The following is a 17,152-nucleotide window of genomic DNA, read 5'->3' on the forward strand; positions in this document are numbered from 1 at the left end:
CGCCAGCCGCAGCCCCTTCAGGTGGCCTGATACACCGCCAGGGCTGCCTCCAGCTTCTGCCGGTGCTCGTCCCGCAAGGTTGTCGGACTCTCGATCCGGATGCCGGCCCCGAAACCAAAGAGCCAGTTGCGCAGGTCGATGTCGCGCTCCACGGTCCAGGCGGGCAGATCGAGTTCCACCGGGTAGGGATGGGTATCGGCGGCGGAGCCCGGCTCCAACACGTGTGGGGCGTTGGCGTGATGCCACCACTGCTCGCCGGGTAGGGGTTTGGAGAAGCGGGTGTGCTCGATCGGGTAGCGCTGCAGGCCCTCGCGGATGAAGGCGAAGGCCCAGCCCTGGCAGCAGAAGCGCAGGGTCACCAGCTGCCTTGCGCGCTGACGGGCGTTGGGGCTGGCCAGCCGCAGCTGGGCCTGCAGATCGTTCCCGAAGTAGATGCCGCCGCTGTGGTGCAGCAGCAGCTCCAGGCGGCGCAGGGCCTGGGCGTGGGCGTCGTCGGTGCGGCGGTTGCCGCGTTCGCTGCGGCGCAGGGCAAGGCGATCGAGGCGTTCGCTGCGGATCAGGCCCACGCCCGTGCCGACCGCGTCCTCCTCGAACACGAGATACCAGCCGATGTTGTGGAAGAGCAGCTGCAGCGGCCACACGCGGAGCGCGCCGCTGGGGCTGTCCGGGAAGGACGCCACCGACACGTAGCGCTCCAGCTCGATGCGGCGCCGCTCCACGATCGCCGTTTCCAGCGCTTCCGCCTGGCGCTCGGCCGCCAGGGAATCGGGCCGCACCAGGGCGCTGCTCACGATCGAGCGATTCGCAAAGGCCCGCACCGGCGGGGCGCCATCAAGGGCGATCCCGCCCCAGCTGAGCCGCTGCTCCAGTTCGCTGAGCAGATCCTGGGCGCTGGGATCGGCCAGCCGGCCGGCGGCCTGGCTCACCACCCCATGGATCTCCCGCAGCCGGTGGGCCGAGAGCAGCGCCGTGCCCAGGGCATAGCCGTGGCGCACGTTGTCGTTGCGGCGCCGGAAGCCGTAGGGGGTGAGCAGCTTTTCGAGGTCCTTGCGCAGGGTGGCCGTCTCACCGGGCAGGTAGGCACCGGGGATGGCCTCCATCTGGGCGATCAGATGCTCCGGCAAGGGCAGACCAGGCGCCCGATCGAAGGGTTGCTGCAGCAGGTGGCGCAGCAGCGTGAACACCCGCTGGAACACCGGCCCATCCCCCAGGGGCGGATGGCCACCGTTCACGCCCCCCAGCCACTGGTCCTGCTGCGACGCCGCGAGGGGCGGAGGCGGCTGGATCGGCGCCAGCGCAGACTCGGCGGCGCAGAAGCCATTCGCCTCCAGCCAAGCCAGATCGGCACGGATTGCCGCCACGTCGCCGTAGCAGTCGCCGTGGAGCCTGCGCAGGTAGGCGGCTGCCTGATGGGCCAGGTCGCCCTCCGGCAGCGGCGACACGATCGCCTCCAGCTCGGCTCGGGTGGCCGGATCGGCGCTGGAGAGTTCGGGGAAGTTGAGGAGCAGCCGCAGCAGGTAGAGCAACCGCTCCAGATCCAGCAGCCGCGAGTAGCCGTGCAGCTCAAAACGCCGCTCGCGGTTGCGGGCGGAGCGGATGCGGTGATCGAGGCGGGCCAGTTCGTCGCGCAGCAGCGGTTCGAGTTCGCGCTGGTGGGTGGGCACCACCGCCACCAGGGCCGCCACCCCCTCAGCCCGCGACGGCCCGAAGTCTGGATCCGCCAGGGCGGCGGCCATCTCGCGGATCACGGGTTCGGGCACCAGGCGCTTGCGGGTCTGGTTCCACTGCAGGCAGGTGGCGAGGGGTGTGTAGAGCCACCAGCCGATCCACTCCACCGGCGCCGGCAGGGTGAGGGCCTGGGTGATCGCCAGGCGCCAGGGACGGCGGGCGTGGGTGGCATCCACGATCACCGGCGTGGCGGCCGCCACGCAGTCGCGGATGCGCTGGTGCAGTCGGGCCTCGATGTCGCGCCAGGGGCCCTGCACGGCCGCATCGCCGAACAGCTCGCTACGCACCACGTCGGTGGAGAGCACCACGGCACCGGTGAGGCCGGCGAGCACACCGGCGAGGGTGGTCTTGCCGCTGGCGGGCGGGCCGATCAGCAGATGGCAGCGCAGGGGAACGGGCCGGTCGCTGGGCGGGGAAATGGGCATCCGCGCAGCCTGGCCGCTGCGGCCACCTCTTGCAAGCCTCTCCTGCGAAGAAGCACATACCGCTGCAGCTGGGGCCTGGGTTCAACTGGAGCCCATTGCTCTTTCGCAGGAGAATCTGCCCCTATCGGTTTTAGGGGCCAGAAGCTTCCAGCAGCGCCCCAGAGATCCCCTTGGTCCTCTCGATTGAAGCCGTACCCCGCCCGGCGCACCGCTACCGCCTGCCAACCCTGCTGCAGGACATCCGCCTGCTGGATCTGCTGGAGCTCAGCGGCACCACCCTGGAGGTGAGTCGGCTGGTGCAGCTCAGCCAGCCCACCGTGAGCCGCCGCAACCGCCTGCTGGCCCATGACTTCGCCCTCGAGGTGAACCGCCGCCGGCTGGTGGGCTGTCGCTACGGCAGCAACCCGGCGATGCGGCTGCTGCGCCTGGGCTGTCGTGCCCATCGGCTGATGGCAGGCGTGGCACGGCTGGGGTCGGATGTCCTCCTCCAGCCGCTGCTGGCGGGCTGTGGCTGGCTGCTGCCGGCCCCGCCCCGCTTCCGCCCTGTGGAGAGCTGGCTGGAGCTGGTGCGCCAGGGGGTGCTCGATGGTGCCCTGGTGTCGGGGCTGGAGTTTCAGGGCGGGGGGCCGCCCGCGGGCCATGGGCTGGAGCTGCTGCACCTTGGCGCGCTGCCGATGGGCCTGGCCACCGCTTCCGGTGCCGTGATCGGCCTCGGCTCCACCCCTCCCACGGTGCTGGTGCCCAACCGCGCGGTGGCGCAGGGTCTGCAGCGGGGCCTGGCGGCGTGCGGCCTTTCCTTGAAGACCGCCGGCAACACCTGCCAATCGCCGGCCCAATGGCTGGATCGTCTGGCCCGCTCCTCCCTGGCCATGCCCCTGCCTGTGTTGGAGCCGGCGCACTGGTGGCAGCCCCTGCAACGACAGCCGCTGCCGCAGCCGCTGTACATGCCGCTGTGGCTGGTGCTACCTACCGGCTGGCAGCAGCAGACGGTGCTGGCCCACACGGCCGAGCAGTTGCAGACCCATCCGGCCCTGCGCGAAGAGGAGGGAGCATGAGCCACCTGGATCCTGCGATAGGGAAAACAGCAACAAAGGGCGTGCGGCTGGGCGCGAAAGCATGCGCCAGGTGCATAGCGGTGCGGATTCAAGTCCAGGGCCTGGGATGGCGGGTTCCCAGGACGGCCCATAAGCACCAAACTGCGCTGAGACGCCCCCACCAACTCTCAATGCCGACCTGGCCGCCCCAGCTTCCGGAGGCTGCCCGCTGATGGACGTCTTCTCTTTCCGCGACCGGGTCGTCGAGGACTACGGGCAGTTCAGCCGCAGCTTCACGCAGATCAAGGCACGTGATCTGCGGGATTTTGTCGATGGCCGCTACGGCGCTGGTGAGTACTGGCCCTCACCATTGATCCAGCTCAACCCCAGTTTCGTGGGGGGAGGCAGTATCGGGGCTCTGGTGGAGGAGGGCCTGCTGCACCCGGAATGCAGCCGTATCTTCCGCTGGGGCAAAGACAGGGGCGAGGGGGTGGAGCTGCTCCTGCATCGCCACCAACGGGAAGCGATCGAGATCGCCCGCGCCGGCGGCAGCCTGGTGGTGATCTCCGGCACGGGCTCCGGCAAGTCGCTGGGTTACATGATCCCGATCATCAATCGGGTGCTGGAAGAGCGCCAGGGAGGCGACCAGAGCAAGCGGATCAGGGCGATCGTCATCTACCCGATGAATGCGCTCTGCAACAGCCAGATTGAGGAGCTGCAGAAATACCTGGGCTGGGGTTATCCCGGCGGTCCGCGTGTCACCTTTGCGCGCTACACGGGCCAGGAGAGCGAGGAAGAACGAGAAAAGATCAAGAACGATCCTCCCGACATCCTGCTCACGAACTACGTGATGCTGGAGTACATCCTCACCCGGCAGGATCCGCTGGATCAGAAGGTGATCAGCGATGCCCAGGGTCTGGAGTTCCTGGTGCTGGATGAACTGCACACCTACAGGGGGCGTCAAGGTGCTGATGTGGCCCTGTTGGTGCGCCGGGTGCGGCAGCGCCTGAATGCCGATCTGATCTGCATCGGCACCTCCGCCACCATGGCCTCAGAAGGCACCGCAGCCGAGCGCAATGGCACCGTGGCCCAGGTGGCGAGCAAGTTGTTCGGCACCGGCATCCCGGTGGAGAACATCGTCACCGAGACGCTGGAGCGCCTCACCGTTGGCGATCTGCCCGATGCCACTGAACTGGGTTCAGCTCTCGATGGTGACTATTCACCGGAAACCACTGCTGCATGGTCACCGGATGATCTGCGCCACCACCCCCTGGCCCGCTGGGTGGAGTTGCGGCTTGGCCTGGAACGGGAGGACGGCCGTGCGGATGGGAAGTGGGTGCGCTGCCGGCCGCGCACCTTGCAGGATGCAGCCCTGGAGCTCGCCAGGGCCAGCGGGCGTCTGGCTGCGGATGCAGACCCCGACTCAGAACCCGGGCAGCGCATGCGAGAGGCAGTGCTCACCAGCCTGCGCCAGTTTCTGCTGGCGGCCTATCAGGTGGAGGTGGGGCCGAACCGCCGCTTCTTTGCCTTCCGCCTGCACCAGTTTGTCTCGGCCGGCGGTGATGTGCATTCCAGCCTGGAGGCTCCTGGCCGGCGCTACCTGACCCTCAAGGGCCAGAAATACCAGCCCAACGCCGGCCGTCAGGCTCTGCTGTACCCGGTGGTGTTCTGCCGCAGTTGCGGCCAGGAGTTCCACCCGGTATGGGCCCATCTGCACAGCCGCAGGCCGGAGCGGTTCGAGCCGCGTGAGTTCTCTGATGAATCGAGCCTGCGGGAACGGGATGTGGTCAACGGCTACCTGATGCCCGATGCAGAGGGTGCCTATGAGGTGGAGGATCTGGAGAAGGCCAGGTTCCCCGATGGCTGGCTGGAAACCGACAAAAGCGGCGAGCTGGTGCTCAAGCGCACCTACCGGGAGTTCGCTCCGGTGCCGTGCCGGATCAAAGCGGATGGAGGCACGAGCAGTGACGGAACCCCAGCCTGGTTCCTCAAAGGCAGTTTCCGCTTCTGCCCCAGCTGCGGGGTGGAGCACAACGTGCGCGGCAGCGAGTTCCGCAAGCTCTGCGGCCTGAATTCCGAGGGCCGCAGCTCGGCCACCACCACCTTGAGCCTGGCGGTGCTGCGCCAGTTGCTCAGCTTCCCGGAGCAGGAGATCCCCGACAACGCTCGCAAGCTCCTGGCCTTCAGCGACAACCGCCAGGACGCCTCGCTGCAGGCGGGTCACTTCAACGACTTCGTGCGGGTGCTGCAGCTGCGGGCCGGTCTTGTGGCGGCGCTGCGCGGCAAGCCAGGCCATGAGTTGAGCCTGGAGACTCTGGCGCTCGACACCGAGAAGGCGCTGCGCCTGTCAGCCGATGACTTCATCGCCACCAAGGGCGTGAAACCCAACGTGGAGCAGGAGCGCCGCAAGGCTTTGCGGGGGGTGCTGGAGTATCGGCTGCTGGTGGATCTGCGCAAGGGCTGGCGGCTCACCAACCCCAACCTGGAGCAGCTGCGGCTGTTGGAGATCGACTACGCCGAGCTGGTGAACTGCGCCGAGGACCAGGCCGATTGGCAGCAGCGCCATCCGCTCCTGGCCCAGGCCAGCAGCGAGGAGCGCTTCCTGATCCTGCACCGCTTGCTGGAGGAGATGCGCGAGCGGTTGGCAATCGATTGTGATGCCCTGGGACTGGAGGAGTTCGAGCGCCGCCGCAAGGCCTGTTTCGACCTGGAGGAGGTGTGGGGCATCCGGGCGGAAGAACAGCCCGAGCTGGCTCGCACCGTGCTGATGAGCCCGGTCACCGCAGAGCAGCGCCTGCAGCGACTGGAGGGTCTGTCATTACGTGGTGCCTTTGGACGCTGGCTCAAGGCCCGCGAGCGCTGGCTGTCGGTGGAGGAGTTGCACCGCGGCCTGAAGTGGAAGGACGACCTGTATCAGGAGATCACCGGCCACCTGCTGGCGATGCTCACGGCCTGGGGTCTGGTCAAGCCAAAAGAGGTGAAGGTCGGCAAGCGCAAGAGCGAGGTGCTGCAGGGCTGGCGATTGAACAGCTCAGCCCTGCGTTGGAACCTGGTGGATCCTGATGCTCCAGCGCAGGCCGCCTACGCCGAGCGGTTGCGCCAGCAACTGGAATCCAGCGGCCGGCGCGGACCCGTGAATGCCTATTTCCGGAACCTCTATGAGGATCTTGCTGCGCTGATTGCCGACTCAGGCCAGGCCGAAGGCAGGCCATTCGTTCAGACCCTGGAAGCACGGGAGCACACGGCCCAGGTGGATGCCGGGGTTCGGGAACAGCGGGAGAAGCAGTTCCGTGATGCCCGCCTGCGGCTGCTCTATTGCTCCCCCACCATGGAGCTGGGCGTGGACATCTCCTCGCTCAACACGGTGTACCTGCGCAATGTGCCGCCCACACCGGCCAACTATGCCCAGCGCAGTGGCCGTGCCGGGCGGAGCGGACAACCAGCGCTGGTGCTCAGCTACTGCGGTGCCACGTCGCCGCACGATCAATACTTCTTCTCCGACCCCACCCGCATGGTGGCCGGTGCCGTGAGCGCCCCCACGCTGGAGCTGGCCAATGAGGAGCTGCTGAAAGCGCATTTCCGGGCCCTGTGGCTGGCAGCCACGCGCCAGCGATTGCCAGGCAAGGTGAAGGAGCTCGTGGATCTCGCCGCCGAGGGAAGGCCGCTGGTGGCGGATCTGCGCGACTCCCTGGCCAGTGATGACGCCTGCCGCAGTGCCCAGGCCGATGGCCAGGCGATCGTCGACGACCTGATCGAGAACCACTGGTTGGGCAGCAGCCCGCCAACCTGGCTCACCGGCAGCTGGTTGGATGCCCTGATCCGGGGTGCGGCCCTCGATTTCGACGCGGCGCTGCGCCGTTGGCGGGATCTGCTGGAGGCGGTCGACAGCCAGTTCGCCCAGGCCCAGAAGGATCTGGCCAATCACGCTCTGTCAGAGCGCGAACGGCAGGCGGCGGATCAGCGGCAGCGAGCGGCACGGCTGCAACAGCAGCTGTTGCTGGCCGACAAACCCGGCAGCGGCAACAACAACAACGACTTCAGCACCTACCGCTATCTGGCCAGCCAGGGCTTCATGCCGGGCTACAACTTCCCGCGCCTGCCGCTGATGGCCTACATCCCCGGCAGCCGTGAGCAGGTGGGAGGCGGCACGTTTATCACCCGGCCGCGCTTCGTGGGGATCAGCGAGTTCGGGCCCCATTCACTGATCTATCACGAGGGCAACACCTACAAGGTGAAGGGCGCGATCCTGGGCCTGCAGGACAACGCGGTGGCCGCGGGCACCGTGACCCTGGCCACCCAGGACGCCCTGCTCTGCGGCGTCTGTGGTCATGCCCACCTGGGTTCGGCCCTTGATGAAGTGGAGCTGTGCCGCCACTGCGGTGCGCCGCTCCAGGAGGAACCGAAAGGCAAGGCGGTGCGGGTGCCACGGCTGTATCAGATCGAGCAGGTGAACACCCGCCGCGCCGAGCGGATCACCTCCGACGACGAGGAGCGGCAACGGCTGGGCTACGAGCTGCTCACCACCTATGAGTTCCCGCAGGAGAACGGTGTGGTGAATGTGGCGCGGGCGCAGGTGAGCAGTGGCGGCCAGCCGCTGCTGGAGCTGAGCTATGCGCCCGCCACCACGATCAGCCGCATCAACCTCGGCTGGCGACGGCGCGAGAACCGCAGCGACATGGGTTTCCCCATCCACCCGATCAGCGGCCGCTGGGGCGGAGAGAAACAGCTGGAAGCTGGCAACGCCACCACTGGCGAGGGAGAGGACGATGCGGCCGAAGTGGGTTACGTGAAGATCACGCCTTACGTGCAGGACCGTAAGAACGCCCTGCTGTTGCAGTTCCCCAATCAGCCGGCCAGCGGCAACTGGACGGCGCTGCAGCTGCTCAGCCTGAAGAACGCCCTGAAGCGCGGCATCGAGGTGGCCTTCCAGCTCGATGGCAGCGAGATCGCCGCTGAGCTGATGCCAAACGACGAGGAGGCCAGCGCCCTGTTGCTCTATGAGAGCGCCGAGGGCGGGGCCGGGGTGCTGAGCCGCCTGGTGGAGAGCCCCGCAGCGCTGCGGCAGTTGGGCCGCACCGCCCTGGAGGTGTGCCACTGGCGGCTGAGCGATCCCTTGCCGGTGCTCGAAGCGGCCCTGGAGGATGCCGATCCGGAGTGTGAGGCCGGCTGCTACCGCTGCCTGCTCGGCTATCACAACCAACGAGAGCACGACCGGATCGACCGCCGCATCCCTGAGCTCAAGCAGTTCCTGCTGGATCTGGCCCGCGGTGAGCTGGTGGGTCAGGGAGGCACCGACAGCCGCAGCGAGCGGCTGGAGCGGCTGCGTGGCTTCTGCCAGAGCGGCCTGGAGCGCCTCTGGCTGGAGACAGCCTTCCGGCTGGGTCATCACCTGCCCGATGACGCCCAGAAGGAGGTGAGCGGTCACTTCGTGACGCCTGATTTCACCTACCGCGAGGCCGGGGCGTTGGTGTTCATCGATGGCCCCCACCACCAGAAACCCCTGCAGCAGCGGCTGGACCAACAGAAGCGCCGGGACCTCAAGGATGCCGGCATCCGCGTGGTGGTCTTTGACCAGCACAGCGATGAATGGCCGGGGGTGTTCCGCGAGCACGCCTGGCTCTTCGGGGAAGGGAAGGGTGGTGGCAGCAGCCCCCCTCCAGCACCGCAGCAGCCGTCAGGGGGCCCCGCCACCGGCCACGAATCCCAAGGACCGGATCTTGGTGAAGCCCTTGATGCCGTGTTTGCCCAACACCAGCAGCTGTTCGGCAAGGAGGCTCAGCCATGACCAGCACCCTCAGCCAGCCCACCTCCAGCCAACCCCCAGCGCTGCCCGACATCCCCAGCCCCGGCTCGATCGTCAAGGTGCGCGGGCGGGAGTGGGTGACGCTGCCCCAGAGCCGCGTGGAGAAGCAGGACCAGGTGCTGCGGCTGCGGCCCCTGGGCGGCGGGGATCAGACGATCGCCACCCTGTTCTGGCCGCTGGAGGGCGAGCAGGTGAAGCCGGCCAGCTTTGCCCTGCCGGATCCGGCCCTCAGCGGCTCCCAGAGCTCGGCGCTGCTGCTGCGCGATGCCCTGCTGCTCAAGCTGCGCGCCGGTGCGGGCCCGTTCCGCTGCCTGGGCAATGTGGCGCTGGAGCCCCGGCCATACCAGTTGGTGCCGCTGCTGATGGCGCTCAAGCAGGAGGTGAGTCGGGTGCTGATCGCCGATGAAGTGGGCCTCGGCAAAACGGTGGAGGCGCTGCTGATCGCCCGGGAACTGCTCGATCGCGGTGAGATCCGCAAGGTCACGGTGATCTGCCCGCCGCACCTGTGTGAGAAGTGGAAGAGCGACATGATCCGCCAGTTCAACCTGGCGGCCGAGGTGGTGCGGCCTGGCACGGCCCAGAAGCTGGAGCGGGGCCTGCCGGCCGGCAAGTCGATCTTTGATGTGATCCCGTTCACGGTGGTGAGCCTCGACTGGATCAAGAGCGACCGCAACCGCGAGGGCTTCCTGCGCAGCTGCGGCGAGTTCGTGATCGTGGACGAGGCCCACACCTGCGCGGCCCGCAAGGGGGGCGGGCGCCAGCAGCGCTATGTGCTGCTGCGGGGCCTGGCCGCTGATCCCCAGCGCCACTTGGTGCTGCTCACCGCGACCCCCCACAGCGGCGACAAGGAGGCGTTCGACAACCTGCTCGGGCTGCTCGATCCCAAGTTCGAGGGCCTCAGCGAGATGCCCGAGGGTCAGCGCCGCAAGGACCTGCGCGATGAGCTGGGCAACTACTTCGTGCAGCGCCGCCGGCTCGATCTCAAGGAAGAGTGGGGCACCGAGGGAGCCGACTTCCCCGATCGTGAAACCCGCGAGGCCACTTACACCCTCAGCGGCGACTGGGGACGTCTATTCGATGACGTGCTGGCCTATGCCCGTGAACTCGTGGAGCGGAGCGTTGGCGAAAGCAAGTTGCGCCAGCGGATGAGCTGGTGGGCGGCCCTGGCGTTGCTGCGCTGCGTCAGCAGCAGCCCCGCCGCAGCCTCCGCCTCCCTGCGCACCAAGCTGTTCAATCTCCAGAACGGCGCTGATGCCGCCTCGGCGCCCAGTGATGACGAGCTGGCCGATGACCTGGAAGCCATGGCCACCCTGGCCGTGCTCGACGGCGCCGAAGAGGAGTTCAGCGCAGAAGAAGCAGCCCCGGGAGCCGATCTGGCGGAGTCGGCCGATGCCGGGCTGTTGAAGGATCTGATCGAGCGCTCGGATCGCCTGCGCGGCAAGGCCCACGATCCCAAGCTCAAGCAGCTGCTGAAGGAGCTCAAGGGGCTGCTGGCGGAGGGCTTCCGGCCAGTGATCTTCTGCCGTTTCCGGCCCACAGCTCACTACCTGGCGGAGCAACTGGAGGAGGAACTGCCCAAGCGCGCGCATGTGGTGATGGCCGTCACCGGTGATCTGCCGCCGGAGGAGCGGGTGGAGCGCATCCGCGAGCTGCAGCAGGAGCTGGCGAACGGCAAGGTGCCCGTGCTGGTGGCCACCGACTGCCTCTCGGAGGGCATCGACCTGCAGCACACCTTCGATGCGGTGATGCACTACGACCTCTGCTGGAACCCCACCCGCCACGAGCAGCGCGAGGGTCGGGTGGATCGCTTTGGCCAGGCTCGCAGTGCCGTGCGGGCGCTGATGCTGCACGGCGGCGACTCCAACCCGGTGGATGAGCGGGTGCGGACGGTGATCCTCGAAAAGGAGAAGACGATCCGCAAGGAGCTGGGGGTGAGCGTGCCGATCCCCGGCAACGCCAACACCATCACCCAGGCGGTTCTGGGCGGGATCTTCGGGAAGGCCGCCAAGGCAATTCAGGGGTTCCTCAACCTCGGCCTGCCTGGCTTCGGTGGTTCTGGATCAGACCTTGATGCCGTGATTGACGCCGAATGGCAGAGCGCCAAGGAGAACGCCAAGGCCACGCGCACGATCTTTGCCCAGCGCAGCCTCAAACCGGAGGAAGCCCTCCGCGAATGGGACCGCACGCGCGAATCCCTCGGCAGCGCCGATGCGGTGGAGCGGCTGGTGCTCAACGCCTGCCGCCGCCTCAACCTGCCGATCGGGGCGTTGCCGGCTGCAGGTGGCTGGGAGCTCGATCTCACCCGCCTGGAGGACAACCGCCAGGCCCTGAACGAGCGCCTGCGCAACCACGACCTCGGCGGCAAGCTGCGGCTCAGTTTCCGCTCCCCTGCCCGTGACGGCAGCCAGCTGCTCAGCCGCTCCCATCCGCTGGTGGTGGAGCTGGCCGATTTCGTGGCCGAGCGGGCCCTCAGCGGACTGGAGCCTGAGCTGGCGGCTCGCGCCTCCGTGATCCGCACCAAGGCGGTGGCCAAACGCACCCAGGTGCTGGTGCTGCGGCTGCGGCACCAGCTGCACCAGTCGCGGTGGACGGGCAATCAGTACGAGGCCCTGCCCGATCTGCTGGTGGAGGAATGCCTCACGGCCCGGGTGAACGGTGATGGTTTGGAACCACTGGAGGGTGCCGCAGCGCTGGAGCTGCTGGAAGCCCCCGCCAGCGGCAACATCGATCCGGGGCAGCGCCAGCAGTGGCTTCAAGAGGCGGTGGCAGAGCTCGATGCTCTGCAGCCGGCATTGGCGGCCTTGGCTGAGCGGCGTGCCGATCTGGCGGAGGAAGACCACCGCCGCGTACGCGAGGCCTCGCTGCGCTCGGGGGAATCGCTGCGGATGCGCTTTCGCTGTGAACCGAGCCTGCCGGTGGATGTGATCGGCCTGATTGTTCTCCTCCCTGCCCCCAACCTTTGAGCCATGGCCCGCACCACCGCCACCGTCAGCTTCCAGGCGATCGAGCTCAAGGGCAGCCTGCTGCCGGGATCCCTTCTGGAGCAGGTAGCCCGCCTGAACGCCCCGATGCAGAAGGAGGCCGACTACGGCCTGGCCAAGGGCGAGCGGCTACGGGAGCGGATCGATGCGGCCTGGGTACGGCTCAAGGAGATCTGGGAGGAATACAGAGATCTGCGTGAACGGGCGGCGCAGAGCACGGCGGGCCTGCATGCCTCTGTGCGCATCCTGCGCGAGGTGCTGGGCTGGCCGGACCTGCAGCCCTGCAGCGGCTGGCAACACGGCGAATCCCAGTTCCCGATCACCCACCGAGCCTTTGAGGGCACCGTTCCCCTGATCGTGCGCGGCATCGCGGCCGATCAGCTCGACAAGGGCAGCAGCCAGTTCGGCCAGGAAGGTCGTCGCCGCTCTCCGCACAGCTGCCTGCAGGAATGCCTCAATGCCGACGACAACGCCAACTGGGGGCTGCTGCTCACGGGAGATCGACTGCGGCTGTTGCACGACAACCCCTCGCTGGTGAAGCCGGCCTACCTGGCGGTGGATCTGGAGCTGCTGGTGGAAGGCGAGCTGTTCGATGAGTTCGCGGTGCTCTGGCTGCTGCTGCACGCCAGCCGCTTCCGCCATCCGCAGACGGGCAGCTGCGTTCTGGATGCCTGGAAGGAGCAGGCGCAGGAGGCGGGTGAGCGGGTGCTGGGGCAGCTGCGCAACGGCGTGCAGCAGGCCCTCGAAGCCCTGGGCAATGGCCTGTTGCAACACCCCGACAACGAGGCCCTGCGCTCCCAGCTGGCCAGTGGCGCCCTCAGCGGCCAGGAGCTGCACCGCCAGCTGCTGCGGCTGGTGTATCGCTTCCTGTTTCTGTTCACGGCGGAAGACCGGGACCTGCTGTTCCCGAGGTCGCTGGGCCAGGAGGATCCGCGCCGCCGCATCTACCGCGAGGGCTACAGCGTGGGGCGGCTGCGGGAACTGGCGATCCGCCGCAGCGCCTCGGAGGGGCCCTACGGCGATCTGTGGCAGACCCAGAAGCTGGTGTTCCTGCAGCTGCGCCAAAGCAGCTCACCGCTGGGGCTGCCCGGCCTGGGGGGCTTGTTCGCCGAGCCGCAATGCATGGCGCTGGAGCAGTGCGAACTGGCCAACCGCTTTCTGCTGCGGGCGATCCGGGCGATCGGCTGGTTCCAGGCTGGCGACACCCTCACCCGCGTCAACTACCGCGACCTCAACACCGAGGAGCTGGGCAGTGTGTATGAGGGGCTGCTGGAGCTCCATCCCCAGCTGGAGCGCGCCGGTGGCAGCTGGCAGCTGAGCTACGGCGGCGGCGCCGGCAGCGACCGCAAGACCACCGGCAGCTACTACACACCGGATCAGCTGGTGCAGCTGTTGATCGTGTCGGCCTTGCTGCCCGTGATAGCCGATCGGCTCGCCAAGGCTTCCACGCCGGAGGAGAAGGAGCAGGCCTTGCTGGCGATCCGGGTGCTCGATCCAGCCTGCGGCAGCGGCCACTTCCTGCTGGCGGCCGCCCGGCGCCTGGCGCTGGAGCTCGCCTGCATCCGCGCCGGCGATGAGGAACCCAGCGAGGAGCTGCGCCAGGAATGCCTGCGCGAGGTGGTGGCCCACTGCATCTACGGGGTCGACAAGAACCCGATGGCGGTGGAGCTGTGCAAGGTGGCGCTCTGGATCGAAGCGGTGGACCCCGGCAAGCCGCTCAGCTTCCTCGATGCCCACATCCAGTGCGGCGATTCGCTGGTGGGCGTGTTCGACCCGAAGGTGCTGGAGCAGGGCATCCCCGATGAGGCGTACAAACCGCTCACCGGCGACGACAAACCCACCTGCACCAGCCTGAAGAAGGAAAACGCCAGCTTCCGCAAGGCTGGGAACAAGGGAACCCTGCAGGGCACGCTCAATCTCCAGGCCAGCCCACCGATCAGCCGCAGCCAGCAACGGCTCCAGGAGATCGAGGCGATGCCCGAAACCACCCTGGCGGAAGGATCAGCCAAACAGGCGGCCTACGAAGCCTGGGAGCAGGAGCGCAGCAGCGATCCCCAGACCCTCGCGGCGGATCTCTACACCGCGGCCTTCTTCCTGCCCAAGACCCAGGCCAGCCGGCCCAAGGTGCCCACCAGCGAGCATCTTCTGCTGTTACGGGGTGGCCAGGAGATCCCCGGCGACGTGGAGCTGGCGGTGGAACAGGCCGCCAGAGACTTCCGCTTCTTCCATTGGCACCTGCGCTTTGGCGAGGTGATGGAGAGAGGCGGCTTTGATTGTGTACTAGGAAACCCACCCTGGGAGATGGTTCAAGTCGACCCCCAGGAATGGTTTGCCTGTCGAAATAGCCAGATATCTATAGCGAAGACCTCGGCCATTCGCTCAAACTTGATCGGCGATCTTGCCAGTTCAGATCCCGCCTTATTCAGAGAGTACGAACTCGCCGTAGCAGCAAATAATGGATCACAGGGATTCTTTCACACCTCGGGAAGATTTCCCAACTCAAGCGTTGGGAGGCTAAACCTAGCATATCTCTTTACAGAAGCGGTTATTAATATTGTTTCTCGGGATGGGCGAGCCGGCATGATTGTGCCGTCCGGAATCTCAACCGACTCATTTACACAAGCTCTATTTAGGACTATCGTTGAATCGGGCCTCGTAAGTCTATTCAGCTTCGAAAATGAAGATTTTATCTTTAGCAATGTTCACCACTCTTTCCGCTTTGGCCTATTGACACTGGGCAAAACTAAAAATCCATCCTTCGCCTTCTTTCTTAGAAGGCCGGATGATATTGTGCGTACCGGAAAGATTTTCTCGATGTCAAAGGAAGACTTTGATATCATAAATCCAAATACCAAGAACTGCCCCGTCTTTAGAAGTCAGCAAGATTACGCACTGGCAAAGAAAATTTACTCATCCACTCCCGTCCTTGTCAATGACGAAGATCCAGTGAACGGGAATCGCTGGATGACCTCTTTCATGCTGATGTTCATGATGAACACAGATAGCCATCTGTTTCGTTCGGCGCCAAGCGCAGGACTATGCCCGCTATATGAAGGAAAAATGATTCACCAATATGATCACAGATGGGCCACATATGAACAGGATGGGAGCACTAGGGACGTTAGTGAATCAGAGAAAGTCGATCATGACTACAAAGGCATATCACGACACTGGGTCGACCGTGCGCTTGTGGAGGAAAAGCTAAAGTCTAAGCAGTGGAACTATAAATGGCTTATTGGCTGGAGAGATGTAACCAGTGCGCATGTTCTAAGAACGTTTATTGCTTCAGTAGTCCCAGCCACCGCCGCGGGAAACAACCTCCCGCTGTTGCTAACAGGAAAGCTTGACGACAATCGTCTTTATGCGGCTTTGCTTGGAAACTTGAATTCTCTATCCCTTGACTTTGTGGCAAGGATGAAGACAGGCGGCAATCATCTGAATTTCTATATTGTTAAGCAGCTGCCTATAATCACACCAAAAACGTACACAAATAGTCATTTGGGATTTATATTGTCCCGAGTCCTCGAACTCACCTACACCGCCCACGACCTCAAGCCCTGGGCCGAAGACCTCGGCTACGACGGCCCACCCTTCATCTTCGATCCCGAACGCCGATCCCTGCTGCGGGCCGAACTCGATGCCTTCTACGCCCACCTCTACGGCCTCAATCGCGATGAGTTGCGCTACATCCTTGATCCTGCCGATGTGATGGGCCCCGATTACCCCAGCGAAACCTTTCGCGTGCTCAAAAACAACGAGATCCGCCAGTTCGGTGAGTACCGCACCCAGCGGCTGGTGCTGGAGGCGTGGGATCGGTTGTTTGGAGATAAATAAGTGCTAATCCTAAATGATCAGCCATTGCCTGAGAAGTCATGACGATAGAAGAGAGCGATAACAAAGTAGACTATCGGAAGCTTCTCAGGTGTTGGCCACCAATAGACTACATAGAATCAGAGATAGGAAGGCTTGCTGTATTCGCGTTGAGTGCTGGAGCAGCTCAGGACATGAAAACAGCGTTGTGCAAGCAGGTTCTTTCTGGCGAACTATCAGATGTTCAATTTGCTCGGGCCGTGTTCCGATACAGCTGCTTTCCTGCTGATCGGTTGCGCGAGGGCATAGGTCGACCCCACGAGCTGATCCTTACCGAGGATCAATGCCTTCGACTTTCCGAGGTTGAACTTCAAGTATTTTGCAGCATCTTCCTTCGTGGTGAATTGTCGACAAGGCCCTCCGCCACCGCGCTAGCTGAGCTGCGGGAATCATATCTCAAAAAATGGAATGAAGAAATAGAAAATGAGAGAAAAGAGCTTCAGCGCTTTTGGATTGATCTAAGGAGGAGGCTAGAGCAAGTTGAAAAGGACGGATTTGACGTTGATAATCTTTCTGCCGATGAGCTTGCAAAATTGCTCCGTCGCCCCGAAGCCCGGGAGTCCTACGAAAGATATCGTGATGTTGCCACCATTGCGCGGTACGGCTGGTTCATTGACTTGGAGATGACAATTGGGCGCATTCGGGCGTCAGCAAAGACCCTTAGAGGCCTCTCGGAAGAGCATCAAAATGCACCGCCATTGTCGCTAATCGAAGAGATTGATGTAAGTGCAGTCAAGTATTTTGAAGAGCGATATAGTGACATCAAGACATCAATCCTTTCGCGCTTTAGGACCCGCGGTCACATTCTAGAGCCAGCCTTTGCTGCGCACGAGCGAGGGCTTTACTGCTTATCAATTCCCGTCTTCATTGCACAAGCAGATGGGATCTTTAGAGAGTTGCGTGGATTTGGCCTGTTCTCTCTGCACAAGAGCGACGCTCCAAGCGACTACCGGGAGATTTACGAGTCTATTCTGGCTGGAATATGTGATCGTCACGAGCTAGCATGGAGCGACTTCCTGCCACTGCTTTTTCATTCCAAGCCGGATGGCGGCATCCCATTTAATCTCAACACGAAAGACAAGGAGGGGACATGTGAAAACTATAATCGACATGCGATTATGCACGGGCTGTGCACGTTCTATGGGACAAAAGAAAACAGTTTCCGATATATTAGCCTGCTTAATCTCCTCCGCATCGTCAAGTAAGTCGTTCAAATCCGCGAGCAAGAACAAGGTGGATGCTAGGCAATGCTTTTGATCTTGTGATCGCACCTGCTGATCAGAATGCTCATAGAAACGTGAATGTCTGAAA

The 17,152-nt window shown here is 64.5% G+C and carries 6 protein-coding genes; 5 read left to right on the top strand and 1 reads right to left on the bottom strand.

The genetic code is table 11. The annotated features are described in order from the left end of the window. Window positions 1-17: 17 nt before the first annotated feature. A complete protein-coding gene (locus tag CBM981_RS06455) occupies window positions 18-2,153 on the bottom strand; it encodes an AAA family ATPase (RefSeq protein WP_087067746.1) in 2,136 nt (711 codons plus the stop codon). A 170-nt stretch (window positions 2,154-2,323) separates the two neighbouring features. On the opposite strand from CBM981_RS06455, the gene CBM981_RS06460 reads away from it, so the two are divergent. The 5 genes from CBM981_RS06460 (at window position 2,324) to CBM981_RS15245 (ending at window position 17,046) form a co-directional block, all read left to right on the top strand. Further along, the gene (locus CBM981_RS06460) at window positions 2,324-3,208 is read left to right on the top strand and encodes a hypothetical protein (RefSeq protein ID WP_087067747.1); all 885 of its coding nucleotides are present in this window, start codon (window positions 2,324-2,326) and stop codon (window positions 3,206-3,208) included. 211 nt (window positions 3,209-3,419) lie between these two features. Further along, on the top strand, window positions 3,420-8,972 hold the full coding sequence (locus CBM981_RS06465) for a DEAD/DEAH box helicase (protein ID WP_087067748.1): 5,553 nt from the start codon (window positions 3,420-3,422) through the stop codon (window positions 8,970-8,972). Further along, window positions 8,969-11,953: a helicase-related protein gene (locus CBM981_RS06470; protein WP_087067749.1), complete on the top strand. Its 2,985-nt coding sequence runs from the start codon at window positions 8,969-8,971 to the stop codon at window positions 11,951-11,953. Before CBM981_RS06465 ends, CBM981_RS06470 begins: the two co-directional genes overlap by 4 nt. A 3-nt stretch (window positions 11,954-11,956) precedes the next feature. Further along, window positions 11,957-15,805, top strand: coding sequence for an N-6 DNA methylase (locus CBM981_RS06475; protein WP_087067750.1), 3,849 nt, complete (start codon window positions 11,957-11,959; stop codon window positions 15,803-15,805). 170 nt (window positions 15,806-15,975) lie between these two features. Beyond that, a complete protein-coding gene (locus CBM981_RS15245; RefSeq protein WP_157665352.1) occupies window positions 15,976-17,046 on the top strand; it encodes a hypothetical protein in 1,071 nt (356 codons plus the stop codon). Window positions 17,047-17,152: the final 106 nt, after the last annotated feature.

Origin of the sequence: Cyanobium sp. NIES-981, assembly GCF_900088535.1 — a bacterium.
Taxonomy (GTDB): domain Bacteria; phylum Cyanobacteriota; class Cyanobacteriia; order PCC-6307; family Cyanobiaceae; genus NIES-981.